A 25,864-nucleotide genomic window follows, 5' to 3' on the forward strand; every position below is an offset into this window, starting at 1 on the left:
TCAGGATTGCGCGCCGAAGTTCAGCGTCATGGTGTTGCCGTCGCCGACCTGGACGCCCTGGTTGTCGTGCACGTCGATGCGGTACTTGCCGGCGCTGGTCCCCTCCGGATCGGTCAACGTAAGCACCCGCTGCGCCGCCGCCACCAGTTCCGCGTTCTCGCCGGCGTTTACCGCGGCCAGCGCCTTCCTCAGCTCGTCCTGATGCGCTTCCGGATCCGCCAACTGCGCCACGATCACGGCCTGGTCCTCAGGATCTTTTCCTTTGCCGTGCAATGCCTTGCTGGTCAGGGTTTTCAACCCGGTGTAGGCGTCCTTGACCGCTGACGAGGCGGTGTCCTTCAAACCAGCTGCAGCTCCCGCACTCAACGCTGCGACCAGAACATCGATCGACTCGATCACCCGTACCACTCCTGCCTCACGACACTTTCGTCACAGTAAATATCGACGACATCGGTCTCGCCGGTACGGCAACCGCGCGTGCATACCCGAATGGCCCAGCCGCGCGGCACCCCGCCAATCTCTAAACCGCCAAGGCAGTCCCGGCCAACTTTTGGGGAGCGTTGCGCTTGGCGCATACAGGCGGCCGGCTCGGACAATTGCCACATGACGTTCGCTCGGCGCCGACCTGCGACGCGACATCGCTGCCCGTACTTGACGTTTTCCTTCGGCCCGTTCGGTTTGGCAGAACGCTTCGACGCGGGGCAGCTCACTGGCTCCGCGACAATGTCGGACCGTGATCGGAGCGGTTCGTAGCCGAGCAGGTGGCGGCCAGCGAGGGCGGGACTTCCCCGGAGGGGCAGTCACTCACATAGTCACCCCGGTCACGCAAAAGCCCGGCTCGCACATCGCGAACCGGGCTTGACCTGCGTGGGCCTACCAGGACTTGAACCTGGGACCTCTTCGTTATCAGCGAAGCGCTCTAACCGCCTGAGCTATAGGCCCTTGAACGAGGAGAACTTTACAGGACCCCCGAGGGGGCCCTGCAACCGGGTTACTCCCGCTCCGACAGCGTGACCTCGAGGCCGCCCGCGAGGTCGGCCGACACGTTGTAGATGAACGCGCTGACCGTGGCCAGGGCCGACACCAGGACGATGTTGATCGCGCCGAGAATGGCGGCGATGCCGAAGACGCGGCCGGCGCTGATCAGGGGCTCGGACGACGCGTTGGCGCCTTCGCCGCCGACCAGGGACGAGTACGTGCCGTTCAGCTTGTCCCAGACGCCCATGCCGTCGAGGACCGTGTACAGGACTCCGACCGCGACGAGCCAGACGAAGAACATCGCCACGCCCAGCACCAGGGACAGCTTGAGGACCGACCACGGGTCGAACCGCTTCACCTGCAGCGACGCGCGGCGCGGGCCGCGGCCTGGGCGGCGCAGGGCGCTGGGGCGGGCTCGCTGGGTGGACGCCGACGGGATCGCCGCCGCCGAGGGCTCGCCGCTCGGTGGGGTGTCGCCGCCGCCGAAGAGGCGGGGGGCGGCGCTTCCGGTCACCACCGGGCGCTGGTCCGGGGAGACGGGCTGCGTCTCCCCGGCCGGCGCTTCGGTCTTGAACAGCGCTTCATCCGTGGCCAGCTTGACCGTCGCCTCGGAGTCGCCGTCCTTGTCGACCCGCTGCCATGGCGGGCTCGCCGGAGTCCCGTTCGAACCCGCTGCCTCGGGATTCTCGGATGGTGTCACGAAGAGTCAGTCCTTACCCGTGCCGTGGGGCGCTGTCCGTAGTGAACTTACTGCTCCGACGGCGCCGTTGTTCCTTCACCCGCTTCGGATGCTTCCGGGGCGTCGCCGTCGACGTCACCATTGGCGACGTCCGAGGGCTCGTCGGCGTTGCGTGCGACGGCGAGAAGAGTGGTGCCTTCGCCGAGATTCATCAGCCGGACCCCCTTCGTCTGCCGTCCTGCCTTGCGCACATCGCCCGCCGGCGTGCGGATCACGCCGCCGCTCGAGGTGATCGCGTACAGCTCGTCCTCGGCGTCGACGATGAGCGCACCCACCAGCCTGCCACGTTTGCGGTCGTGCTGAATGGTGAGCACACCCTTGCCACCGCGGCCCTGCACCGGGTAGTCCTCGATCGGCGTGCGCTTGGAGTAGCCGCCGTCCGTCGCGACCAGCAGGAACTTGTCCTCCTTGACCACGCTGATGCCGAGCAGCTCGTCACCGTCGTTGAACCGCATGCCCAGCACGCCGGACGTCGGGCGGCCCATCGGCCGCAGCGCCTCGTCGGTCGCGTGGAAGCGGATCGACTGGCCTTCGGCCGACACCAGGAGCAGGTCGTCCTCGGCCGCCGCCAGCACCGCGCCGACCAGTTCGTCGCCTTCGCGCAGGTTGATGGCGATGAGGCCGCCGGAGCGGTTCGAGTCGAAGTCGGTGAGCTTGGTCTTCTTCACCAGGCCGCGCTTGGTGGCGAGCACCAGGTACGGCGCGACCTCGTAGTTCTTGATCTGGATGACCTGGGCGATCTGCTCGTCCGGCTGGAACGCCATGAGGTTCGCCACGTGCTGGCCGCGCGCGTTGCGGTTGGCCTCGGGCAGCTCGTAAGCCTTGGTCCGGTAGACGCGGCCCTTGTTCGTGAAGAACAGCATCCAGTCGTGCGTCGAGCAGACGAAGAAGTGCTGGACGATGTCGTCCTGCTTCAGCGTCGCGCCCTGCACACCCTTGCCGCCGCGCTTCTGCGAGCGGTACAGGTCGGTTTTCGTCCGCTTGGCGTACCCCGTGCGGGTGATCGTGACGACGACGTCCTCGACGGCGATGAGCTCTTCGTCGGTGACGTCGCCGCTGAAGCCGATGATCTTCGTGCGCCGGTCGTCGCCGTACTTCTCGACGATCGCCATCAGCTCGTCGCGGATCAGCGCGCGCTGCCGCTCCGGCTTCTCGAGGATGTCCTTCAGGTCGGCGATCTCGAGCTCGATCTCGGCCAGCTGGTCGATGATCCGCTGCCGCTCGAGGGCGGCCAGGCGCCGCAGCTGCATGTCGAGGATCGCGGTGGCCTGGATCTCGTCAACGTCCAGCAGCTCCATCAGGGCCGGCCGGGCTTCGTCGGCGGACGGCGACCGCCGGATCAGCGCGATGACCTCGTCCAGCGCGTCGAGCGCCTTGACGTACCCACGCAGGATGTGGGCCCGCTCTTCGGCCTTGCGAAGGCGGAACTTGGTCCGCCGGACGATGACCTCGACCTGGTGCTTCACGTAGTGCCGGATGATCTGGTCGAGCCGCAGCGTGCGCGGCACGCCGTCGACCAGGGCCAGCATGTTGACGCCGAAGTTCTGCTGCAGCTGGGTGTGCTTGAACAGGTTGTTCAGCACGACCTTCGCGACGGCGTCCCGCTTGATCGTGACGACGATCCGCATGCCCGAGCGGCTGTTGGACTCGTCGGCGATGTCGGCGATGCCGGTGAGCTTGCCGTCGCGGACCAGGTTCGCGATGTTCTCGACGAGGTTGTCCGGGTTGACCTGGTACGGCAGCTCGGACACGACCAGGATCGTGCGGCCCTTCGCGTCTTCCTCGACCTCGACGACCGCGCGCATCCGGACCGAGCCGCGGCCGGTGCGGTAGGCGTCCTCGATGCCGGACGTGCCGAGGATCATCGCCTTGGTCGGGAAGTCCGGGCCCTTGATCCGCACCAGCAGCGCGGCCAGCAGCTCGTCGTCGGTCGCCTCGGGGTTCTCCAGCGCCCAGACGACGCCTTCGGAGACCTCGCGCAGGTTGTGCGGCGGGATGTTCGTCGCCATCCCGACCGCGATCCCGGACCCGCCGTTGACCAGCAGGTTCGGGAACCGCGACGGCAGGACGTCGGGCTCCTGCGTGCGGCCGTCGTAGTTGTCGGAGAAGTCGACGGTGTCTTCTTCGATGTCGGCCAGCATCTGCATGGCCAGCGGCGCGAGCCGGGACTCGGTGTACCGCATGGCGGCCGCGGGGTCGTTGCCCGGCGAGCCGAAGTTGCCCTGGCCGTCGATCAGCGGGTACCGCATCGACCACGGCTGGGCGAGCCGGACCAGCGCGTCGTAGATCGCCGAGTCGCCGTGCGGGTGGTAGTTGCCCATGACGTCGCCGACGACGCGCGAGCACTTGTTGTACCCGCGGTCCGGCCGGAAGCCGGAGTCGAACATCGAGTACAGGACCCGCCGGTGCACCGGCTTGAGGCCGTCCCGGACGTCCGGCAGCGCGCGCGACACGATGACGCTCATCGCGTAGTCGATGTAGGAGCGCTGCATCTCCTGCTGGATGTCGACCGGCTCGATCCGGTCGTGGTCCGGAGCCGGCGGCAAGGTTTCCGTCATGAGGTCCTTCTCGGGTGCGGGGGTCCTGGCGGGACGAGGATCAGGGGACGCCTACACGTCCAGGAAGCGAACGTCCTTCGCGTTGCGCGTGATGAACGAGCGGCGGGCCTCGACGTCCTCGCCCATCAGGACCGAGAACAGCTCGTCGGCCTGCGCGGCGTCGTCGAGGGTGACCTGGCCCAGCAGCCGGTTGGCCGGGTCCATCGTGGTCTCCCACAGCTCTTCGGCGTTCATCTCGCCGAGACCCTTGTAGCGCTGGATCGCGTCGTCCTTCGGCAGCCGCTTGCCGGCCTCGACACCCGCCTGGATGACGGCGTCGCGCTCGCGGTCGGAGTACGCGTACTCCGGGTCCGTCCGCGGCCACTTGATCTTGTACAGCGGCGGCCGCGACAGGAAGACGTGGCCGTGTTCGATGAGCGGGGTCATGAACCGGAACAGCAGGGTGAGCAGCAGCGTGGTGATGTGCTGGCCGTCGACGTCGGCGTCGGCCATCAGCACGATCTTGTGGTAGCGCAGCTTCTCGATGTCGAACTCGTCGTGGATGCCGGTGCCCAGCGCGGTGATCAGCGACTGGACCTCGGTGTTCTTGAGGACGCGGTCGATGCGGGCCTTCTCGACGTTGATGATCTTGCCGCGGATCGGCAGGATCGCCTGGTACATCGAGTCGCGGCCCTCCTTGGCCGAGCCCCCGGCCGAGTCACCCTCGACGATGTAGAGCTCGCACTCCGCCGGGTTGGTCGAGCGGCAGTCCTTGAGCTTGCCGGGCAGGCCGCCGATCTCCAGCGCGCCCTTGCGGCGGACCAGGTCACGCGCCTTGCGCGCGGCCATCCGGGCCTGCGCCGAGGAGATCGACTTGTTGATGATCGTCTTCGCCTCGGTGGGGTTGCGCTCGAACCAGTCCGCCAGCCACTCGTTCGACTGCTGCTGCACGAACGTCTTGGCCTCGCTGTTGCCCAGCTTGGTCTTGGTCTGGCCCTCGAACTGCGGCTCGCCCAGCTTGATCGAGACGATCGCGGCGAGGCCCTCGCGCACGTCGTCACCGGTCAGGTTGGCGTCCTTCTCCTTGAGCAGCTTCTTGTCGCGCGCGTAGGAGTTGACGACGCGGGTCAGCGCGGCGCGGAAGCCCTCTTCGTGGGTGCCGCCCTCGTGGGTGTTGATCGTGTTGGCGAACGTGTAGACCGACGGCGTGAACCCGGTGTTCCACTGCATCGCGACCTCGACCTCGAGGCCGGTGCCCTTGGCGTCGAAGGAGATCACGCTGGGGTGGATCGGGTCCTTGCTGCCGTTGATGTGCTTGACGAAGTCTTCGAGCCCGCCCGGGTAGCAGTAGACCTTCTCCTTGACGCGCGCGACCTTGCCCTCGGCGTCTTCCTCGGTCTCCTCGTCGGCGACGCGCTCGTCGCGCAGGGACAGCGTCAGCCCCTTGTTGAGGAACGCCATCTCCTGGAGGCGGCGCGAGATCGTCTCGAAGTTGTAGGTCGTGGTCTCGAAGATGTTGCCGTCGGCCCAGAACGTCATGGTCGTGCCGGTCTCGGTCGCCGGGCCGAGGTCTTCGAGCGGGCCGGGGATCTGGTCGGTGTACAGCTGGCGCCAGCTGCGGCCGCCGTACTTGACCTCGGCGAGCAGCTTCGTCGACAGCGCGTTCACCACGGAGATGCCGACGCCGTGCAGGCCGCCGGACACCGCGTAGGAGTCGCTGTCGAACTTGCCGCCCGCGTGGAGCTGGGTGAGCACGACCTCGATGGTCGGCTTGTTCTCCTTGGGGTGCATGTCGACCGGGATGCCGCGGCCGTCGTCGACGACGCGCACCCCGCCGTCGGCGAGGAGGGTAACCTCAACCTTGGTGGCGTACCCGGCCATCGCCTCGTCCACGGAGTTGTCGACGACCTCCTGGACGAGGTGGTGCAGACCGCGTTCACCCGTGGAACCGATGTACATGCCGGGGCGCTTGCGGACCGCTTCGAGGCCTTCGAGCACCGTGATCGACGACGCGTTGTACTCGCTCTTGTTCTCGGTCACAGGCCTTGTTTCTCCTCGTCTCGCCCGAGCGGATACTCGCTCGCCTCCAGTGTACTTGGCCGCGTCCGCTGACATGCGGCAAGGACACCCCTGAACGCGTCACAGACGGACGAAATCGGTTCGAGCCGAGTCTTGACGTATCTCGGGAGGTCTGGATGCGTTCTCGGGGCATTCAACCGAGCATCGCGCAACCCGGGTCAGCCGTACGTGTCACGCGGGCCGCGCCCGGGCACGTGGCGGGGCCCTTTCCGCCAGCTCGGGGCGGTCGGACCCTGGATCCGCATGCGCTTGACCACGCCGTTCCCGACGCCCGCCGCGATCTTGGCCAGTAGTTTTCCCTGCAGCAACCGGAGCTGGGTGGCCCACGCGGTGGAGCTCGCGCGAACCGTCAGTTCACCGTCTTTCAGTGCGACCGGCTGGGCGTGTTCAGCGACGTCCTCGCCGACCAGCCGCGCCCACTGGGCGAAAACGCGGGCGCCGGTGACGCTCTCGCTCCAGCCGCGGTCGCTGACGAGCCGGGAGACGAGCCGGCCGAGCGGCTGCGGGTCGCGCGCGTCCGCGCCCGGTCCCGACCAGCGCCGGCGCCGCGGGTTCTGCCCACCGCCGACCGCGGGGCGACGGCGGCCCGGCGGGACGCCCCGCTCCTTCGCCTTGGCCTTCGCGGCTTCGAGGGCGGCGTGCGCGAGGTCGCGTCCGGTCGGGGGATCCTCGTTCGGCCTAGCGTTGGCGTCACGCTCCGTACCGGCGGGAGACTTGGAGTCATCGCGGGGCGTTTTGCGTCCCCCATTCGGCCGCGTGGTCACGGGCAGCGATAACTCGGGCACCGTGTTATCCACACTGTCCACAGGTTTGTCCCCAGATCGGGTGCGGTTTGTGTCGCCAGTCACACCGGGTGCTCGATCGGCCCTGTCAGCCACGCGTGACCTCACCATCCGCCACCACGAACCGGCTCCCCGCCAGCTCACTGGGCACGTCTTCGTCGACCGCAGCGGTCACCAGCACCTGTTCGGCGCTCGCGGCCACCTCGGCCAGCCGGGCCCGGCGCTTGCGGTCCAGCTCGGCGAAGACGTCGTCGAGCAGCAGCACCGGCTCACCCGCCTCGCCGCGCAGCAGCTCGTAGCTGCCGAGCCGGAGCGCGAGGGCGAACGACCACGACTCGCCGTGGCTCGCGTACCCCTTGGCCGGCGCTTCGCCCAGGATCAGCTCCAGCTCGTCCCGGTGGGGGCCGACCAGGCTGATCCCGCGCTCGAGCTCCGCCTTGCGGGCTTCCCCGAGCGCCTTGAGTAAGACGTCCTTCAGGACTCCGGGTTGCGCCCGTTCCCCGTCCGGTACGCCGTACGTCTCCGGCAGCGCGTCACCCAGCGAAGACCGGTACGAGATCTTCGCCGGCCGGGAGTCCGGCGCGACGCCCATGTACGCCGAAGCCGCGTACGGCCCGAGGTCCGCGACGAGGTTCAGGCGCGCGGCCAGCAGCTCCGCGCCCGCCACCGACAGGTGGTCGTCCCAGACTTCGAGCGTCGACAGCGCGTACGGGTCTTCGCGACCCGTACGGCGCTTCCCAGCCGTCTTGAGCAGGGCGTTTCGCTGCTTCAGCACCTTCTCGTAGTCCGCCCGAACCCCGGCGTACCGCGGCGCGCGCAGCACCAGCAGCTCGTCGAGGAACCGGCGCCGCTCGCTCGGGTCGCCCCGCACGAGCGCGAGGTCTTCCGGGGAGAACAGCACCGTGCGCAGGATGCCGAGCACGTCCCGCGGCCGGCCGACCGCGCCGCGGTTGACCCGCGCGCGGTTGGCCCGGCCGGCGGTGATCTCGAGCTCGACGGTCAGCTCGCGGTCTTCGTTGACCACCGCGACCCGCACCAGCGCGCGTTCACAGCCGTGCCGGATCAACGGCGCGTCCGTCGCGACGCGGTGCGAGCCCAGCGTCGCGACGTACCCGATCGCTTCGAGCAGGTTGGTCTTGCCGCGACCGTTCTGGCCGACCAGCACGGTCGGCCCCGGTTCGAGCGCGAGATCGGCCTGGGGCCAGGAACGGAAGTCGGTGACCTGCAAATGGCGCAGATACACCAGGAACTCCTTATCCGCCGACCTTCTTGACGGCGTGCCCGCCGAACTGGTTGCGCAACGCGGCGACCGCGCGCATCGCGGCCGAGTGCTCCTGGCGCGACGCGAACCGCGCGAAGAGCGCGGCCGAGATGACCGGCGCCGGCACCGCGTTGTTGATCGCCTCTTCGAGCGTCCACCGGCCTTCGCCGGAGTCCTCGACGTACCCCTCGAGGTCATCCAGCTCCGGGTCTTCGTCCAGCGCGCGCACGAGCAGGTCGAGCAGCCAGGACCGGACGACCGTGCCGCGCTGCCAGCCCTTGATCACCGCGGGCACGTCGTTGACGACCTTCGCGGCCTCGAGCAGCTCGAAGCCTTCCGCGAAGGCCTGCATCATGCCGTACTCGATGCCGTTGTGGATCATCTTCGCGTAGTGACCCGCGCCGACGTCGCCCGCGTGCGAGAAGCCTTCCTCACGCGGACCTTCCGGACGCAGCGCGTCGAAGACCGGCATCGCGCGCTCGACGTCCGCGGCCGTGCCGCCGACCATCAGGCCGTAGCCGTTGTCCTTGCCCCACACACCACCGGAGACGCCGCAGTCGACGTAACCGATGTTCTTCGCGGCGAGCAGGTCGGCGTTCAGCTTGTCGTCGGTGTACTTCGAGTTGCCGCCGTCGATGACCATGTCGCCTTCGGACAGCAGGTTGCCCAGCTCGGTCACGGTCTGCCGGGTCGGGTCGCCGGCCGGGACCATGATCCAGACGATCCGCGGGCCGTCCAGTTTGGACACCAGGTCCTCGAGCGACGTCGTGTCCGTGACGTCCGGGTTGCGGTCGTAGCCGACCACCTCGTGACCGGCCGCACGCAGCCGTTCACGCATGTTGAAGCCCATCTTGCCCAGGCCGATCAGACCGAGCTGAACCATGAGATCCCCTTACGTGCTAACGAAAGTTCGCGGGTCAGCCCGGCAGGCGGACCGGCATCAGGAGGTAGAGGTAGCCGGGGACGACGTTGCCCTCGGGGTCGGCGGGCTTGATCAGCGCGGGCCGGTTCGGCGTCGTGAACGTCAGCTCCGCCCGGTCGCTGTGGAGCGCGCCCAGGCCGTCGACGAGGTAACCCGGGTTGAACGCGATGGTCACCGGCTCACCTTCGTACTCGACCTGAAGCTCTTCTTCGGCGCTTCCTTCGTCGTCGCCGCCCGCGGACAACCGCAGTGTGTTGTCCCCGAACTCCAGTCGTACCTGAGTCCCCCGCTCCGCCACCAGGGAAACGCGCTTGATGGACTCGGTGAGAGCGGACACGTCGATGACCGCGCGTGAGGTGTGCGACGCGGGCAGCAACTGGCGGTACGGCGGGAACTCCGCGTCGAGCAGGCGGGTCGTCGTGTAGCGCCCGGAGCCGGAGAGGCCGAGCAGGCCCTCGCCGCTGGCGAGCGCGAGGCGGATCGTGGCGCCGCTCGCGCCGAGCGTCTTGGCGGCTTCGGCGAGCGTGCGCGCCGGGACGAGCACCGCGGCGTCGGCCAGGCCCTCGGCCGGCTGCCAGGTGAACTCGCGCATGGCGAGCCGGAAGCGGTCGGTCGCGACGAGGGTCAGCGAGCTGCCGGAGATCTCCAGCCGCATGCCGGTGAGCATCGGGAGCGTGTCGTCCTTGCCCGCGGCGACGACGACCTGGGTGACGGCCTGGCCGAACGCGTCGCCGGCGAGCTCACCCGCGAAGGCGGGCTGGGACGGCAGCTGCGGGTAGTCCTCGACCGGCATGGTCGGCAGGGAGAAGCGCGCGCTGCCGCACGTGATGGTGGCGCGCGCGCCGTCGACGGAGATCTCGACCGGCTGCGCGGGCAGCGCCTTGGTGATGTCGGCGAGCAGACGCCCGGAGACCAGGAGCCGGCCGCCGTCGGCGATCGTCGCGGGGACGCCCACCGTGGCGGACACCTCGTAGTCGAAGCCCGAGACGGTCAGCGCGTCGGTTTCGCCGTCGGAACCGGCGTCGAGCAGGACACCGCCCAGTACCGGCACGGGAGGCCGGGAGGGGAGGCTTCTGGCCACCCACGCGACGGCGTCGGCGAGCCCGTCACGCTCGACGCGGATCTTCATGCGCGCATCCTTTCGACGACCGAGCCGCGATCGGCTCGGGCCAGGCCTCGTTCTGGCTGGGCAGTGACCGGCTGCCTCGTCCGGCCGGTCCGCCCTCCGCGTTGAGCGGCCGGAGCACGGACCAGGTGCAGGCGTCCACGTTAGGCCGTCGCGGCGGCCCGCGTCACCTCGGCCTCCCCTTGACTTTGTCGACTTGACGACACGTTCTCGCGGCTGTCCCCAACTTCGTCCTTCGCCTGTTTTTATCTTTTTCTCTCTTAGAAGAGATCTAAAGGCAGTAGCAGTAGTAAGCGTTGTGGATTGTGTGGATTGAGCTCGTTCGCGCTGGTCGGAGCGGTCGCGGGCGTGTGGAGAACCTGGGTGGCGATCCTGTGGGCAACCGAGGGCGTCCGTGGATGGTTTCGGGCGACCCCCGATTCGTCCACAGCTGTCCCCAGTTGTCCCCACGGTTGTCCCCAGGTGTGGGGCGATCTGTACCCAGGGTCTGGGGGTGCCCGGAGCGGTCCGGTTCGCCCTTCCGGGTGATCGGCTCCCGCTGTGCACAAGATGTGGGCAACCTGGGGATTCAGCGTGGACAGAGGTGTGGATTCCCTGTGGATCGCCTGTGGGCGGGGTGTGGACGGATTCGGCGTCGTCGCTGATGGGAGACCTGTTGGCGCTGTGGGCAATCCGCCCACACCATGGGGAAACTTCCTTGTGTACAAACAATTTTCGCGAGTTTGCGAAGCGCGCGTAGGCGGCTTCGCTGCTTCGCGTGCTCCGTGCGCTTCAGACAGTCCAAACACGACAAAGGGGCGTCCACTGTGCGTGGACGCCCCGAAGTCGTTGCGGGATAAGGGATGTGCTACTGGCGGGCGCGCTGCTTGATGCGCGACGTCAGCTCCTGCACCTGGTCGTAGATGCGCCGGCGCTCGGCCATCTCCTTGCGGATCTTCTTGTCCGCGTGCATGACGGTCGTGTGGTCGCGGCCGCCGAACGTCTGCCCGATCTTCGGCAGCGACATGTCGGTCAGCTCGCGGCAGAGGTACATCGCGATCTGGCGGGCCGTGGCGAGCGCCTTCGTCTTGCCGGGGCCGCAGAGGTCGTCGAGCGTCACGTCGAAGAACTCGGAGATGACCCCCATGATCGTGGGCGCGGTGATCTCCGGGGCGTGCGAGTCGGGGATGAGGTCCCGCAGCACGATCTCGGCCAGGCCGGCGTCCACCGGCTGCTGGTTGAGCGACGCGAACGCGGTGACGCGGATGAGCGCGCCTTCGAGCTCCCGGATGTTCGCCTCGACGCGCGAGGCGATGAACTCCAGGACGTCACCCGGCACGGCGAGCCGATCCTGCGCCGCCTTCTTGCGGAGGATCGCGATGCGCGTCTCGAGCTCGGGCGGCTGGATGTCGGTGATCAGGCCCCACTCGAACCGCGTCCGCAGCCGGTCTTCCAGCGTCTCGAGGCGCTTCGGCGGGCGATCGGAGCTGACGACGATCTGCTTGTTCGCGTTGTGGAGGGTGTTGAAGGTGTGGAAGAACTCTTCCTGCGTACCTTCTTTGCCTTCCAGGAACTGGATGTCGTCGACGAGCAGGATGTCGATGTCGCGGTAGCGCCGCTGGAACGCGACCTTGCGGTCGTCTCGCAGCGAGTTGATGAAGTCGTTCGTGAACTCTTCGGTCGAGACGTACCGGACGCGCATGCCGGGGAAGAGCCGCTGGGCGTAGTGGCCGACCGCGTGCAGCAGGTGCGTCTTGCCGAGCCCCGACTCACCCCAGATGAAGAGCGGGTTGTACGCGCGGGCCGGCGCTTCGGCGACGGCGACCGCGGCCGCGTGCGCGAAGCGGTTGGACGCGCCGATGACAAAGGTGTCGAAGGTGTACTTCTCGTTCAGCTTCGTCTTCGACGTCTGCGGCTGCGCCGGCGCGGTGTAGGGCTGGCCGGCGATCGGCTGGCCGGAGAACGTCGGCCAGATCTCGTGCACGGCGGCGAGCGCCTCGCCCTCTTCGTCGACTTCTTCGTCGGTGTCGTCACCGTCGTCCGGCTTCGTGGCGACGGCCTGGGGCAGCGGCGGGGCCGGCTCGGGGCGCGGCGGCGGCAGCATCGGGCCGGGGCCCGGCATCGGCGCGGGCGCCGGTTCGGGACCGGCGCCGTTTTCCACCCGGCCGGGTGACGGCACGTACCGGGGCGCGGCGACCGGGGCGACGGCTTCGGCGCTGTCCACCTTCACCGCGAGCGAAATGGCGCGGCCGAGCCGCCGGGAAAGCGCGTCGGTGATCGCGCCGCGCAGCCCGCGTTCGATCGCTTCCTTCGCGAAGTCGCTCGGCGCGGCGAGGAGGGCGGTGCCGTCGAGCAAGCCGATCGGGCGGGTCACCCGCATCCAGGCGCGCTGCTGCGGGGACAGGGTCCCGTCGGACAGTTCGCGTACCACCTGTTCCCAGATGACACCCAGATTGTGCTGGTGATCCGACACCTGGCTGGCTCCCCTCCCCTCGTCGGTGTGGACGGACCGAACGTTCCCGCTCACGCGGTCCGGCGCTCCCCGGCGGACCGCGTGCGTTTCGGCACAGCGAATATCCACATAGTTGTCCACAGCTGTGCACTAATGTACGGCGACCCGCGGCGACGCCACCTGCGGGCTCGTCGTACGCCGGTGGGCACTCCACCACCCGGATACTCGTGCACCTCGACCGGTGACCCGAGAGAGGCACGCTAACAAGCCCCGCCCGCGGCCACAAGGCATCCTGGGCCGCAAGCATTTCACGGTGTACGGCGTGTTGCCATTCGGTGCCGGGGCGTCGTTGATCTCGACGAAACCAGGCGGTCGCGGACCGTGGCCGAGGGGGTGCTTACCGGCCGCCCGACGGGGGTGCGTACCCTCGTAAGGTCTCCCGTATGCGACGGGTGCGTTTTGCGCGCCCACGTTGTCGTCGCTCGTCGTGACGAGGCCACACGTTGGTAGGAGACACCAGAGACTGCCGTGCGCCCGCACGACACGCCAGGCGACGGGGAAGCTTTCCCCGCGTCCGACGCGACACACAGGAGAAGCAGTGAGCAAGGGTAAGCGCACCTTCCAGCCGAACAACCGCCGCCGCGCGAAGACCCACGGGTTCCGCCTCCGCATGCGGACCCGCGCCGGCCGGGCCATCCTGGCGGCCCGCCGTCGCAAGGGCCGCGAAGCGCTGTCCGCCTGATCCGGCACGTCGGGGCGCGCCGTGCTGCCGGCTGCCGCACGTCTGCGGCGGAGTGAGGACTTCCGCGTGGTTCTCCGTCGCGGATCCCGGGCAGGCAGGCGCCGTCTCGTCGTCCACGCGTTGACCACGGACCCGTCCATGGCCGCCGATGCCTCGTCGGCGACCAGGGCGGGTTTTGTGGTGAGCAAGGCCGTCGGGAACTCGGTGGTCCGCCACCGCGTCACCCGGCGGCTGCGTCATCTCGTTTCGGCCCGGATCGGAACCCTGCCCGCCGGAACTTCGTTGGTCGTACGGGCATTGCCGCCGGCGGCGACCGCGTCCAGCGCCGAGCTCGGCTCCGACCTCGAGGGCGCACTGCGCCGGCTGGGTCTGCTGTCTTCGCGCCGTCCGGCCGGGGATGTCCCCCGCCCGACGCGTCCCGCGGACGCGGCCCCCGACCACGGATCAGCGGTGTGACCGGCATGCGAGCCACCCCCGAGCACGACCACTCCGAGCACGACGTCGAGCCCTCGCCCCCGCGGCCCGGCCCGGTCGCCTGGGTGCTGCTGCTCCCCATCAAGCTCTACCGCAAGGCGATCTCGCCCTTCCTCCCCCCGGCTTGCCGGTTCTACCCGAGCTGCAGCGCGTACGCAGTCGAAGCCCTCACCCGGCACGGCGCCGGCCGCGGCTCCTACCTCGCGCTGCGCCGGCTGCTGCGCTGCGGCCCGTGGACACCGCCCGGCCGTGACCCGGTCCCCGAGACGTTCTCGTGGCGCCACCGCAGACCTGAAACACCGATCGAGGAGTAGCAGCAGTGCTCGATTTCATCTACTACCCCGTGTCCTTCATCCTCTGGTGTTGGCACAAGGTCTTTGGGTTCGTCTTCGGTGAGGCCGCGGCGATCTCCTGGATCCTCGGCATCATCTTCCTGACGTTCACGGTCCGCGGCATCATGTTCAAGCCGTTCGTGAACCAGGTCCGGTCGATGAAGAAGATGCAGGACTTCGCGCCGGAGATGAAGAAGCTCCAGAAGAAGTACGCGAACGACAAGCAGCGCCAGGCGCAGGAGATGCAGAAGCTCCAGCGCGAGCACGGCGTCAACCCGCTGGGCAGCTGCCTGCCGATGCTGCTCCAGATCCCGGTCTTCATCGGCCTGAACCACGTCCTGCGCGCGTTCACGATGCCGCCGCCCGGTGGCGGCCCGAAGACCGAGAACTACTTCTTCACGCAGCACGACGTCGAGTCCTACGTCAACGCGAAGCTGTTCGGCGTCAACCTCGGTGAAGCCGTCTACAACGGTGTCGGAGTCGTCAGCGGTGGTGCCACGAACGTCGGCTTCCACTGGAGCGTGCTCCCGGTCGCCCTGCCCCTGATGATCGTCGCGTCCATCGCCACGCACCTCACCGCGCGGCACTCGGTGGCCCGGCAGAACGCCGCGTCGGCCACCCCGCAGACCGCGATCATGAACAAGCTGACGATGTACATCTTCCCGCTCGGTGTCCTCGTCTTCGGTGCGCTGTTCCCGCTCGGCCTCCTCTTCTACTGGCTGGCGAACAACGGCTGGACCCTGATGCAGCAGCGCCTCGTCTACACGAAGATCGACAAGGAAGAGGCTGCCCGCAAGGCGGAGGCCGCGGAGAAGCGCGCGTCGCTCGGCCCGAAGCCGGGTCAGAAGCCGACCGCGCCGAAGGTCGGGCAGAAGCCGGTCCAGCAGAAGAAGAACCAGCCGGCCCAGGGCGGCTCGCAGAAGAAGGTCACCAAGGCGGGCTCGGCCCACGGCTTCGCGCAGACGGCGCAGGAGAAGGCCGACGCCGCGAAGGCGGACGCCGCCACGGCAGCAGAGCAGACCCCGGCCGTGGCCGAGGCGAAAAGCCCGAACGGCCAGAACGGCTCGAAGGAGAACGGCACGGGAGTGCCCGGGCTCCTCAAAGACTCGACCAGGAAGTCGGGCCGGAAGCGCCGCTGAGGCGCGACCGGTTCGGAGAGGAGACGAATGATGTCGGAGACGATCGACAAGATCGAAGCCGATCAGGACGACACAACGCCGGGTGCGGCCGGCGAGGAGGCGGGAGAGCAGAAGGCGGGAGGTGGCGACGACGTCCTCGTCCAGGAGGGCGACATCGCGGGCGACTACCTCGAGCGCCTGCTGGACCTCCTCGACTACGACGGCGACATCGACCTGGACGTCGAAGCGGGCCGCGCGATCGTGAGCATCGATGGCGGCGAGGACCTCGAGAAGCTCGTCGGCCCGCGCGGCACGGTGCTCGAGGCGTTGCAGGAGCTGACCCGCCTGGCGGTCCAGCAGGAGACCGGCTCCCGCAGCCGGCTGATGCTGGACATCGCGGGCTGGCGTGCGGACCGCCGCGAGGAGCTGCGCGAGCTCGGCCGTTCGACGGCGGAGTCGGTGCTGTCGAGCGGCGAGCGGGTGCGGCTCCAGCCGATGAGCCCGTTCGAGCGCAAGGTGGTCCACGACGCGGTGGCAACGGTCTCGGGCGTCACGAGCGAGAGCGAGGGTGAAGACCCGAAGCGGCGCGTGGTGATCTTCCCGGAGTCCTGAGCTTCGGTTCTTGGAGCGGCCCCATCCGACTGGTTCGGGTGGGGCCGCTTTTTTGTGCCGGTGCCGGTGCCGGGCGCACGGGTGAATTACAGCCGTGAGGTTTCACGTGGAACGTGAGCCGGGTGGGTCGGCGTCGCACGCAGCCGAGCGACCGCCGGCGGGGCGCGTCGCCGCGATGTTTCACGTGGAACGGGCTCCCGGGCCTCCGGCGAGTGCACTGCGCGAGTGGAGTTGTCCACATCTGCGGTCTGTCGGCTCGTTTTCGACTCGACATCAGGGACAATCGAACGAGCGCCGTTTCACGTGAAACGCGCGGACGAGGAGTAGACGGAGTGAGCTTGGAGCAGGCCGCGGTGGCGGTGCGGGCCGCGGCGGAGCGGGTGTTCGGTGCGCGGGTGGACCAAGCGGCTGGGTATGTCGAACTCCTGGAGAGTCACGGGGTCGAGCGGGGGCTGATCGGGCCGCGGGAGGTCGAGCGGCTGTGGGAGCGGCACGTGCTCAACTCGGCGGTGATCGGCGAGCAGATGCCCGAGGGGGCTCGGGTCGTCGACGTCGGGTCCGGCGCGGGGCTTCCGGGTGTACCGCTCGCGATCGCGCGACCGGACCTCGATATCGTCTTGCTCGAACCGATGGCCCGCCGGGTGGACTGGCTGGCCGAGGTGGCCGAGAAGCTGGAACTCCCGATCACCATCGTCCGTGGACGCGCGGAGGAGCGGCCTGTGCGTGAGCAGCTCGGTGGCGCCGACATCGTCACCGCTCGCGCGGTCGCCCCGCTGGCCCGGCTCGCGGACTGGTGCCTTCCGCTGGTCCGTCCCGACGGCTTCCTGGTCGCCCTCAAGGGCGCCAGCGCGGCGGACGAGATCGAGCGGGACGGCGCCGCCATCAGTAAAGCCGGCGGGGCCGCTCCGCTGATCGTCGAATGCGGCACCGCAGTACTAGAGGTCCCCAGCACGGTCGTGAAGATCCGCCGCCTGCCGCCGAAGGCGCGGAGTAGGAAGCGCTAACGAGCCGCGCCATGTTCCACGTGAAACGACGCGACTCGACCACCGACCAGACGTCTAAATGGAGGAGGTGTCGAGACCGGTGAATCCCCCGCCGTCCGACTCCACGGAGACCACCCCCGACGTGGGCTGGACCCCGATCGCCGAAGAAGCCGCCCGCGCCGCACGTCTGCTGCACCCGAAGGAGGGGGAACTCCCCCGCCCCGGACGCCGTCGCGTGCTGACCGTCGCCAACCAGAAGGGCGGCGTCGGCAAGACCACGAGCACGGTCAACCTCGCAGCCGCGCTCGCCGTCCACGGGCTCAAGACGCTCGTGGTCGACCTAGACCCGCAGGGCAACGCGAGCACCGCGCTCGACGTCGACCACCGGTCCGGGACGCCCTCGATCTACGAAGTCCTCATCGGCGAGGTGACGCTCGCGGAGGCGGCCCAGCCCACCGAGCAGTCCCCGAACCTCTTCTGCGTCCCCGCGACGATCGACCTCGCAGGTGCCGAGATCGAGCTCGTCTCGATGGCGTCGCGCGAGTCGCGGCTCAAGGAGGCGATCTCCTCGGAGATCCTCAACGAGATCGGCGTCGACTACGTCTTCATCGACTGCCCGCCGTCGCTCGGCCTGCTGACGGTCAACGCGATGGTCGCCGCGCAGGAGGTGCTCATCCCGATCCAGTGCGAGTACTACGCGCTGGAGGGCCTCGGGCAGCTGCTGAGCAACATCGAGCTCGTGCAGCAGCACCTCAACCGCGAGCTCCGCGTCTCGACGATCCTCCTCACCATGTACGACGGCCGGACCAAGCTGGCCGACCAGGTGACGAACGAGGTCCGGAACCACTTCGGCGACACCGTGCTGAAGACCGTCATCCCCCGCAGCGTGAAGGTGTCCGAGGCGCCCGGGTACGGCCAGACCGTGCTCGCTTACGATCCCGGTTCGCGCGGCGCGATGAGCTACGTCGACGCGGCGAAGGAGATCGCCGAGCGCGGCGCACAGATGGAGAGGGGTAGTTCGACATGACCGAGCGCAGAGGTGGGTTGGGGCGTGGCCTGGCCGCCCTCATCCCGACGGGACCGGCGGGCGGCGGTTCCCTGCCGGCGCCCGCCGACGGCGCTGCGGCGGACGCGAAGGCGGCCGAGGACAAGGGCTGGTTCGCGGCCAACGGTCAGGCGAAGCAGCACAGCGGCGAGGTCGCCGGCGCGGTCTACCGCGAGATCCCGGTCGGCTCGGTCAAGCCCAACCCGAAGCAGCCGCGCCAGGTCTTCGACGAGGACGCGCTCTCCGAGCTCGAGCACTCGATCCGCGAGTTCGGGCTCATGCAGCCCATCGTGGTCCGCGAGCTCGGCGAGGGTGAGTACGAGCTCGTCATGGGCGAGCGCCGGCTGCGCGCGTCGCAACAGGCCGAGCTCGAAGCGATCCCGGCGATCGTCCGGCAGACCGCCGACGAGTCGATGCTGCGCGACGCGCTCCTGGAGAACATCCACCGCGTCCAGCTGAACCCGCTCGAAGAGGCGGCGGCGTACCAGCAGCTGCTCGACGAGTTCGCGGTCACGCACGAGGAGCTGGCGAGCCGGATCGGCCGCAGCCGCCCGGTCATCACCAACACTATCCGGCTCCTCAAGCTCCCTCTGCCGGTGCAGCGCCGGGTCGCCGCGGGGGTCCTGTCCGCCGGGCACGCGCGCGCGTTGCTCTCGCTGGAGGACGCCGACAGCCAGGAAGAGCTCGCCGCGCGCATCATCGCGGAAGGCATGTCGGTCCGGGCGACCGAGGAAGCCGTCACGCTCAAGAAGAGCGAGAAGCCGGCCAAGCCGAAGCCCGTGGCGCGCAAGCCGATCCAGGCGCCGGGTCTGCAGGAGCTCGCGAACCGCCTCTCGGACCGGTTCGACACCCGCGTGAAGGTCGACCTCGGCCGGCGCAAGGGGCGGATCACGCTCGAGTTCGGGTCGGTCGACGACCTCGAGCGGATCGTCGCGATCATCGATGCGAATGGGACGAATCAGACGCCGAAAACCGATTAGGGATCACCCCAGGGCGTTTCGTCACGGTGATGATTGCGGACCGCCGACACCGTGGCGACGCTGAGCTACGAGGGGGAAGCGTGTGAGATCCGACCGGAACGCTCGGCCGTGCGCTCTGGATCGGGGCCGGGCAGTGGGCCGGGAAGTCGACGGTCGCCCGGCCTGCTCGCGATCCGGCACCCGTCGAGCGCGATCCGGAGCGGAACCGGGTCCGCCGCTCGCCGGAGGAGATGGCGGCCGACGCGCGTGAGATCTTCGCGCAGCGGTTCGAGTGAGCGGTCGACGACCTGCGTGCGCATCCGGGTGCTCGAAGTCGACGGCTCCCAAGACACAGAAAAAGTGGCCGACCAGGTGGCCGACCACTTCCGTCCGTACTGGGAAAGCTGACTCAGCGGGAGATCGCGCGCCCGATCAGGTCGGCGAACACCGTGCCGAGTGACTTGCCCGCCGCCTCGATCGCCATCGGCACCGTCGACGTCTCGGTGAGCCCCGGCGACGGGTTCACCTCGAGGAAGTGCACCGTGCCGTCCGCGGCGACGATCGCGTCCGTCCGGGAGATGTCACGCAGCCCGAGGACGCGGTGCGCGGCGACGGCGAGCTCGGCCGCCGCCTTGGCCGCGGCGTCGTCGAGCCGGGCCGGCGTGAAGAAGTCGGTCAGGCCGGCCGTGTAGCGGGCCGTGTAGTCGTACACGCCGCTCTCCGGGACGATCTCGACCGCGGGGAGGGCCTCGGGCCCGTCCGCGCCCTCGATGACCGTCACGGCCACCTCGACGCCGTCCACGAACCGCTCGGCGAGCACCGTGTCGCCGTACGCGAAGCAGCCGACCATCGCCGCGGGCAGTTCCGCCGCTTCGCGCACCACCTGGGTGCCGAGCGCCGAGCCACCCTGGTCCGGCTTGAGGATCAGCGGGAGGCCGAGCCGCTCGACCATCGCGTCGAGCACCGCCTGGGCGCCGAGCTCGCGGAACGTGCTGTGCGGCAGCACCGCCCACGCCGGCGTCACGAACCCGGCGTTCTCGATCAGCGCCTTGGCGGTCGGCTTGTCCCACGCGCGGCGGCAGCCCTGGGAGCCGGTGCCGACGAACGGCACCTCCAGCATCTCCAGGACCGTCTGCACCGAACCGTTCTCACCCTCGCCGCCGTGGAGGGCGACGACCACCGCGTCCGGCCGCTGCGTGCGCAGGCGCTCCAGCAGCCCCGCGTCGGTGTCCCACTCCTCGATGCCGAGGCCCTCGGACTTCAGCGCCGCGGAGAGCCGCCGCCCGGACCTCAGCGAGACGTCGCGTTCGTGCGAAAGCCCGCCGGCGAGCACGGCAACGGTACGGTCGACCACCGTGGAAACTCCTTAGGTAGAAACTCAGACCGTGTCCGGGGACGGGTTCTGCGGTCCCTGGATCTGGCGCGAGCCCACGCTACCGAAGGTGCGCGCGAGGTCCATTTCGGACTCCAGCACGGCGGCCAGCCGCCGGACGCCCTCGCGGATCCGCTCCGGCGTCGGGTAGCAGTAGGACAGGCGCATCTGGCGGCTGCCGAAACCGTCGGCGTAGAAGCCGGTCCCGGACGCGTACGCCACCCGCGCCGTCACCGCGCGCGGCAGCATCGCCTTCGTGTCGACGCCTTCCGGCACCGTCACCCAGACGTAGAAACCGCCGTCCGGCTTGGTCCAGGAACAGCCCGCGGGCAGGTACTGGTCGAGCGCGGACAGCATCGCGTCGCGGCGCTCGCGGTAGTTCTCGCGGAACTTCTTGATCTGGCCCTTCCAGTCGTGCGTGGCCAGGTAGCGCGAGACGATCATCTGGTTGAACGTCGGCGGGCAGAGCGTCGCCGACTCCGCGGCGAGCACGAGCTTTTCGCGCACGGCGTGCGGCGCGAGCACCCAGCCGACGCGCAGGCCCGAGGCGAACGTCTTGGAGAACGAGCCGAGGTACACGACGTTGTCGGGGTCCGTCGAGCGCAGCGCCGGGTAGGTCTGGCCGTCGAAGCCGAGCAACCCGTACGGGTTGTCTTCGACCACGAGCACGCCGTGGTCGCGGCAGATCTCGAGGATCTCCGCGCGGCGCTCGACGGCCAGCGTGACGCCGGCGGGGTTGTGGAAGTTCGGGATCGTGTAGAGGAACTTGACCCGGCGCCCGGCCTTCTCCGTCTGCGCGAGCGCTTCACGCAGCAGCTCCGGGACCAGGCCGTTCTCGTCCATGGCGACGTGCACGACCTGCGCCTGGTACGCGGCGAACGAGCCCAGCGCGCCGACGTACGAGGGGCCTTCGGCGATGACGACGTCACCCGGGTCGCAGAACAGCCGCGTGACCATGTCCAGGCCCATCTGGGAGCCGACGGTCACCACGACGTCGTCCGGGTGCGCCTTGATGCCCTCCAGCGCCATGATCTCGCAGATCTGCTCCCGCAGCACCGGGACGCCGTGCGCCGAGCCGTACTGCAGGGCGACGAGCCCGTCTTCGGCGATGATCTCCGCCACCTGCGCCGAGAGCGTGTCGAGCGGGAGCGCGGCCAGGTTCGGCATGCCACCGGCCAGCGAGACGACCTCGGGCCGGCTGGCCACCGCGAACAGGGCCCGGATCTCGGAAGCGGTCATCCCGGCGGTGCGCGCGGCGTACCGCTCGAGGTGCGGGTCGAGGTTCTGGCGGCCGCTTTGCGGCTTGCTGGGGCGGTTCTCGGTCATCGACGATTCACCCGGGGCTCGGTGGACACGGTCACTCCCGCGGGAGCAGATGGATCCCATCGAGTGTAACCGGGCACCCATCCAGGCCCCCTGGCCTTTCGGTGCTTGTCACATCGGCCTACCATCGGTGCTGGCTCCCGTGTTCGTGCTGTGGTTCCGCGCGGCTTGACGGCCGGGCAGCCCGTCGGGAGCGCAGGTCAGGGAGGTCGCGGGTGTCACGTCGCGTCGTGGGCGTCACACTGGACAACCTCGAGCACCTGCCGAAGAGCTGTCGGCAGTGTGTGTACTGGGAGCTGGCCCCGCACCTGAAGAACCAGGCCGAGGAGTTCGGCGCCACCGAGGTCGAAAAGGAAGCCTGGGTCTCCAGCGTCCTGCTCGAGTGGGGCTCCTGCGGCCGCATCGTCTACAGCGACACGCTGCCGGTCGGGTTCGTGCTGTACGCCCCGCCGAACGCCGTCCCGCGCTCGCTGGCCTTCCCGACGTCCCCGCCGAGCGCCGACGCGGTGCTGCTGACGGCGTTCCAGGTCCTTCCCGAGTTCCGCGGTGGCGGGCTCGGCCGGATGCTGGTCCAGGCGGTCGCCAAGGACCTCACCAAGCGCGGTGTCCGCGCGATCGAGGCGTTCGGCGACGCGCGTCCCGACGAGACGGACCCGGACGGCGGGCACAGCTGCGTGCTGCCGGCCGCGTTCCTGCAGAGCGTCGGGTTCAAGACCGTCCGACCGCACCAGAAGTGGCCGCGCCTGCGCCTCGAGCTGCGCTCGGCGATCACCTGGAAGGAAGACGTCGAGGCGGCGCTGGAGCGGCTGCTCGGCCAGGTGACGATCACCACCGCCGAGCCCAGTCTCGGCCGCGCCTGACCTCGGGCACCGCTCGCGCTGCCTCCCGCTACGACCGCGGCGAGGCCGGCGGTCAGCTCGGGCAGGTGCCGGTCCGTACGGCGTTGGTCACCATGCCCCAGTCCCCGCCCACGTTCCTCCCTCGGCCAGGGAAGTTCCGGACATGCGGTACTACCCCCGGCGCAAACGTTTGCGCCGGCGGTCCAGCAAGGGCGTAACAGCGGATTTCGTCGTGCGTGCACAACTGTGGAAGAAGTGCCGAGTTATCCACAGAGCGCTGATAGGAGCGGTGGACAAGCTGTGGAGAACTGCCCGAAAACCTGGGGACGCACGTGCTGCGTCCCCAGGTGTGGTGGGGCAGGTGAAGGTGAGCCGCTAGGGGTTGTGGTCGGGCCTACTCGGCCTTCGCGAGCTCGTGCGCGAGGACGTCCGCGAACGTGAACGTGCCCGTCGGCTGGTCGCCCTCGCCGAGCAGGTACAGGCGCTTGACGGCGATCAGGATGCCCTCGGCGACGATGTCGCGGAAGGCCGGGTCACCGAGCTTGCGGGCGTCGTCCGGGTTCGTCAGGTAGCCGATCTCGATCCGGACCGCCGGGCAGCGCGTGCGGGTGAAGATGTCCCACGACTTGTAGTGCGTGCGGTTGTCCTGCAGGCCCGTGCGGGCCGCGACCTCACGCTGGATGAAGCCGGCCAGCAGCTCGCCCACCGTGGACGTCGTGCCGTTGCCGTTGCCGAAGTGGAAGCTCGCGACACCCTGCGCGCGTGGCGACGGGTTCTTGTCGCTGTGCAGGGACAGGAACAAGTCCGCGCCGGCGTCGTTCGCGAACTTGGCGCGCTCGAGCTCGGTCGGGCTGTGGTTCGGGCCGCGGGAGATCAGCGCCTCCATGCCCGTGGCCTTCATCCGGCCTTCGAGCCGCCGCGCGAGGTCCCACGCGATGTCGGCCTCACGCAGGCCGCCGGCGACCACACCGAGGTCGTCACCGCCGTGGCCCGGGTCGATCACGATGCGCTTGCCGCGCAGGCGCGGGCCGGCCTGGCGCACCTGCTCCTGCTCGCGCAGGAACACGGGGCGCCCGCCGCGGGCCCGCGGCGAGGACAGGCGGTGCAGCTCGCGGATGGTCGCCGGGCCGCACATGCCGTCCGGCGTCAGCCGCATGTCGCGCTGGAACGTCTTGAGCGCGCGCTCGGTGGCGGGGCCGAAGTACCCGTCGGGGCGGCCGGCGTCGAAGCCGAGCTCGGTCAGCCGCTCCTGCAGCGTGAAGACGTCGTCGCCGTGCACCGGCGACGCGATCATGTACGACAGCGGACGGCTGCCCAGGTGGTAGCTGGCGCCCTTGAGCGCCTGGAACGTCGCCGGGCCCACGATGCCGTCGGTCATCAGCCCACGGCGTTGCTGGAAGGCACGGACGGCGCCTTCGACGGCGACGTCGAACGTGTCGTAGTCGTCGGTGCCGGAGACCGGCGGGAGCAGGTCCATCCCGGCCAGGATGGACCTGATCTCGGCGACGTCCGGACCGGCGTCACCGCGGCGGAGTACCCGCATGCACTCCTCGCTCTTCCTAAGGCACCGACTCGGGGGGTTCGGCGCGGGGCAGAAAACTTCGGGAAAACCATCACTGAGACGTGCTCAGGTCTTCTATTGTGCCTTGCCAACTCTCGGTGACAGCGCAGGCCCGGTAGGTACGTCAAGCGCCCGATCGTGGCGCACCTTCAGTGGCCCTCGTCACGCAGCATTCACCCACACGGGCGGGATTACCCCGAACGGCGACGGACCCGGGGTCCACAGGAGGGGTTCCTGCAGGCCCCGGGTCCGCCGGGTGGGTCTGCGCTCAGAGGACGTCGGCGAGATCCGACAGCAGCGCGGCCTTCGGCTTCGCGCCCACGATCTGCTTCACCGGCTTGCCGCCCTGGAACAGGATCAGCGTCGGGATCGACATCACCTGGTAGTCACGCGGCGTGTTCGGGTTCTCGTCGATGTCGATCTTGGCGATGGTCAGCTTCTCGCCGTTCTCGGCCGCGATCTCCTCGAGCACCGGGGCGACCATCTTGCACGGCCCGCACCAGGTGGCCCAGAAGTCGACCAGAACCGGCTTTTCGCTGGTCAGGACCTCGTCGACAAACGTCGCGTCGGTGACCTTCACGGTGTTGGTCATGGTTTCTCCTTCAGGTGGTTTGTACGCCGGAAAGTCAGTTGGTGCCCGCGCCGTAGCCGCCGCCGACGAGCTCGGCCGCTTCGTGCGCGTCCGATTCGCCGTGCTCCGCCAGCCAGCGTTCCGCGTCGATCGCGGCGCTGCAGCCCGAACCCGACGCGGTGATCGCCTGGCGGTAGGTGCGGTCCACCAGGTCACCGGCGGCGAAGACGCCGTCCAGGTTCGTGTAGGAACTGCGGCCCTGGGTGATGACGTAACCGTCCTCGTCCAGGTCGACCTGCCCCTTCACCAGCTGGCTGCGGGGGTCGTGCCCGATCGCGACGAAGAAACCCGAGACGTCCAGGGTCGACTCGGAGCCGTCCTTGGTGTCCTTGATCTTCAGGCCCTCGACCTTGCCGTCGCCGACCACGCCGGTGATTTGCGAGTTCAGCTGCCACTTGATCTTCTCGTTTGCGCGGGCACGCTCGAGCATGATCTTCGACGCGCGGAACTCGTCGCGCCGGTGCACCACGGTGACGGACTTCGCGAACTTCGTCAGGAAGGTCGCCTCCTCCATCGCCGAGTCGCCGCCGCCGGCGACCACGATGTCGTGGTCGCGGAAGAAGAAGCCGTCACAGGTCGCACAGGCCGAGACACCGCGCCCGAGCAGCTCCTGCTCACCCGGCACGTTCAGGTACCGCGCCGCGGCACCCATGGCGAGGACGACCGCACGCGCGGCGTAGCGCTTGCCGTTCGCGTGGACGTACTTCACGTCCCCGGTCAGCTCCAGCGACTCGACGTCCTCCGCGCGCAGCTCGGCGCCGAAGCGCTCGGCCTGCTTGCGCATCTCCTCCATCAGGTCCGGACCCATGATGCCGTCACGGAACCCGGGGAAGTTCTCCACCTCGGTCGTCGTCATCAGCGCGCCGCCGAACTGCGTGCCCTCGAACACCAACGGTTCCAGCTGGGCCCGTGCCGCGTAAACGGCAGCGGTGTATCCGGCAGGACCCGACCCGACGATGATCAGGTTCCTGATTTCCTCGGCAGCCACCCGTGACCTCCGCTCGTAGTGACCCGTGTA

23 protein-coding genes and 1 tRNA gene are annotated in these 25,864 nt (G+C 69.1%); 9 read left to right on the forward strand and 15 right to left on the reverse strand.

What is annotated here, in order from left to right; all coding sequences use genetic code 11:
- From ACZ61C_RS14060 to dnaA, 10 genes are all read right to left on the reverse strand, one after another.
- On the reverse strand, positions 1-399 hold the full coding sequence (locus ACZ61C_RS14060; protein WP_465306492.1) for a hypothetical protein: 399 nt from the start codon (positions 397-399) through the stop codon (positions 1-3).
- Positions 400-868: 469 nt separating this feature from the next.
- Positions 869-942: transfer RNA gene (locus ACZ61C_RS14065), tRNA-Ile, on the reverse strand.
- A 49-nt stretch (positions 943-991) separates the two neighbouring features.
- Complete coding sequence (locus ACZ61C_RS14070) at positions 992-1,678, reverse strand: DUF3566 domain-containing protein (protein WP_465306494.1); 687 nt, start codon at positions 1,676-1,678, stop codon at positions 992-994.
- Between the two features lie 47 nt (positions 1,679-1,725).
- Positions 1,726-4,275 carry a DNA gyrase subunit A gene (gene gyrA / locus ACZ61C_RS14075; RefSeq protein WP_465306496.1) on the reverse strand — a complete coding sequence of 850 codons (2,550 nt, stop codon included), beginning with the start codon at positions 4,273-4,275 and terminating at the stop codon, positions 1,726-1,728.
- 51 nt (positions 4,276-4,326) lie between these two features.
- A complete protein-coding gene (gene gyrB, locus ACZ61C_RS14080) occupies positions 4,327-6,294 on the reverse strand; it encodes a DNA topoisomerase (ATP-hydrolyzing) subunit B (protein WP_465306498.1) in 1,968 nt (655 codons plus the stop codon).
- A 197-nt stretch (positions 6,295-6,491) separates the two neighbouring features.
- Complete coding sequence (locus ACZ61C_RS14085; RefSeq protein ID WP_465307028.1) at positions 6,492-7,097, reverse strand: DciA family protein; 606 nt, start codon at positions 7,095-7,097, stop codon at positions 6,492-6,494.
- Between the two features lie 106 nt (positions 7,098-7,203).
- Complete coding sequence (recF, locus tag ACZ61C_RS14090) at positions 7,204-8,358, reverse strand: DNA replication/repair protein RecF (RefSeq protein ID WP_465306500.1); 1,155 nt, start codon at positions 8,356-8,358, stop codon at positions 7,204-7,206.
- A gap of 10 nt (positions 8,359-8,368) precedes the next feature.
- On the reverse strand, positions 8,369-9,259 hold the full coding sequence (gene gnd / locus ACZ61C_RS14095; protein WP_465306502.1) for a phosphogluconate dehydrogenase (NAD(+)-dependent, decarboxylating): 891 nt from the start codon (positions 9,257-9,259) through the stop codon (positions 8,369-8,371).
- 34 nt (positions 9,260-9,293) lie between these two features.
- On the reverse strand, positions 9,294-10,427 hold the full coding sequence (dnaN, locus tag ACZ61C_RS14100; RefSeq protein ID WP_451970796.1) for a DNA polymerase III subunit beta: 1,134 nt from the start codon (positions 10,425-10,427) through the stop codon (positions 9,294-9,296).
- An 844-nt stretch (positions 10,428-11,271) separates the two neighbouring features.
- Positions 11,272-12,876, reverse strand: coding sequence for a chromosomal replication initiator protein DnaA (gene dnaA, locus ACZ61C_RS14105; RefSeq protein WP_465306505.1), 1,605 nt, complete (start codon positions 12,874-12,876; stop codon positions 11,272-11,274).
- Positions 12,877-13,453: 577 nt separating this feature from the next.
- Between dnaA and rpmH the strand changes: the two genes are divergently transcribed.
- The 8 genes from rpmH to ACZ61C_RS14145 all read left to right on the forward strand — a co-directional run bounded on the left by rpmH (position 13,454) and on the right by ACZ61C_RS14145 (position 19,141).
- Positions 13,454-13,597, forward strand: coding sequence for a 50S ribosomal protein L34 (rpmH, locus tag ACZ61C_RS14110; protein WP_091288857.1), 144 nt, complete (start codon positions 13,454-13,456; stop codon positions 13,595-13,597).
- 21 nt (positions 13,598-13,618) lie between these two features.
- The gene (gene rnpA, locus ACZ61C_RS14115; RefSeq protein WP_465306507.1) at positions 13,619-14,053 is read left to right on the forward strand and encodes a ribonuclease P protein component; all 435 of its coding nucleotides are present in this window, start codon (positions 13,619-13,621) and stop codon (positions 14,051-14,053) included.
- Between the two features lie 5 nt (positions 14,054-14,058).
- Positions 14,059-14,385: a membrane protein insertion efficiency factor YidD gene (gene yidD, locus ACZ61C_RS14120; RefSeq protein ID WP_465307030.1), complete on the forward strand. Its 327-nt coding sequence runs from the start codon at positions 14,059-14,061 to the stop codon at positions 14,383-14,385.
- Positions 14,386-14,390: 5 nt separating this feature from the next.
- On the forward strand, positions 14,391-15,542 hold the full coding sequence (gene yidC / locus ACZ61C_RS14125; RefSeq protein ID WP_465306509.1) for a membrane protein insertase YidC: 1,152 nt from the start codon (positions 14,391-14,393) through the stop codon (positions 15,540-15,542).
- A 30-nt stretch (positions 15,543-15,572) separates the two neighbouring features.
- Positions 15,573-16,133 carry a Jag family protein gene (locus ACZ61C_RS14130; protein ID WP_465306511.1) on the forward strand — a complete coding sequence of 187 codons (561 nt, stop codon included), beginning with the start codon at positions 15,573-15,575 and terminating at the stop codon, positions 16,131-16,133.
- Positions 16,134-16,465: 332 nt separating this feature from the next.
- Positions 16,466-17,137, forward strand: coding sequence for a 16S rRNA (guanine(527)-N(7))-methyltransferase RsmG (gene rsmG / locus ACZ61C_RS14135; protein WP_465306513.1), 672 nt, complete (start codon positions 16,466-16,468; stop codon positions 17,135-17,137).
- Positions 17,138-17,216: 79 nt separating this feature from the next.
- Positions 17,217-18,143 (forward strand): ParA family protein, encoded by a 927-nt coding sequence (locus tag ACZ61C_RS14140; protein WP_465306515.1) that lies wholly within the window; start codon positions 17,217-17,219, stop codon positions 18,141-18,143.
- Positions 18,140-19,141 carry a ParB/RepB/Spo0J family partition protein gene (locus ACZ61C_RS14145; RefSeq protein ID WP_465306516.1) on the forward strand — a complete coding sequence of 334 codons (1,002 nt, stop codon included), beginning with the start codon at positions 18,140-18,142 and terminating at the stop codon, positions 19,139-19,141. Before ACZ61C_RS14140 ends, ACZ61C_RS14145 begins: the two co-directional genes overlap by 4 nt.
- A 388-nt stretch (positions 19,142-19,529) precedes the next feature.
- Here the strand turns inward: ACZ61C_RS14145 and ACZ61C_RS14150 are convergent, their stop codons facing one another.
- Entirely contained in the window at positions 19,530-20,474 is a 945-nt protein-coding gene (locus tag ACZ61C_RS14150) for a D-alanine--D-alanine ligase family protein (RefSeq protein WP_465306518.1), read from the reverse strand.
- A 24-nt stretch (positions 20,475-20,498) separates the two neighbouring features.
- A complete protein-coding gene (locus ACZ61C_RS14155; RefSeq protein ID WP_465306520.1) occupies positions 20,499-21,818 on the reverse strand; it encodes an aminotransferase-like domain-containing protein in 1,320 nt (439 codons plus the stop codon).
- 212 nt (positions 21,819-22,030) lie between these two features.
- Here ACZ61C_RS14155 and ACZ61C_RS14160 point away from each other — a divergent pair, with 212 nt between their 5' ends.
- On the forward strand, positions 22,031-22,675 hold the full coding sequence (locus tag ACZ61C_RS14160) for a GNAT family N-acetyltransferase (RefSeq protein WP_257922727.1): 645 nt from the start codon (positions 22,031-22,033) through the stop codon (positions 22,673-22,675).
- 373 nt (positions 22,676-23,048) lie between these two features.
- On the opposite strand, the gene ACZ61C_RS14165 is transcribed toward ACZ61C_RS14160, so the two are convergent.
- The 3 genes from ACZ61C_RS14165 to trxB form a co-directional block, all read right to left on the reverse strand.
- Positions 23,049-24,197 (reverse strand): N-acetylmuramoyl-L-alanine amidase, encoded by a 1,149-nt coding sequence (locus ACZ61C_RS14165; protein ID WP_465306523.1) that lies wholly within the window; start codon positions 24,195-24,197, stop codon positions 23,049-23,051.
- A 286-nt stretch (positions 24,198-24,483) separates the two neighbouring features.
- The gene (gene trxA / locus ACZ61C_RS14170) at positions 24,484-24,807 is read right to left on the reverse strand and encodes a thioredoxin (RefSeq protein WP_247016298.1); all 324 of its coding nucleotides are present in this window, start codon (positions 24,805-24,807) and stop codon (positions 24,484-24,486) included.
- Positions 24,808-24,841: 34 nt separating this feature from the next.
- The gene (trxB, locus tag ACZ61C_RS14175) at positions 24,842-25,834 is read right to left on the reverse strand and encodes a thioredoxin-disulfide reductase (RefSeq protein ID WP_465306525.1); all 993 of its coding nucleotides are present in this window, start codon (positions 25,832-25,834) and stop codon (positions 24,842-24,844) included.
- Positions 25,835-25,864 lie beyond the last annotated feature (30 nt).

Source organism: Amycolatopsis sp. NPDC104587, from assembly GCF_055583645.1.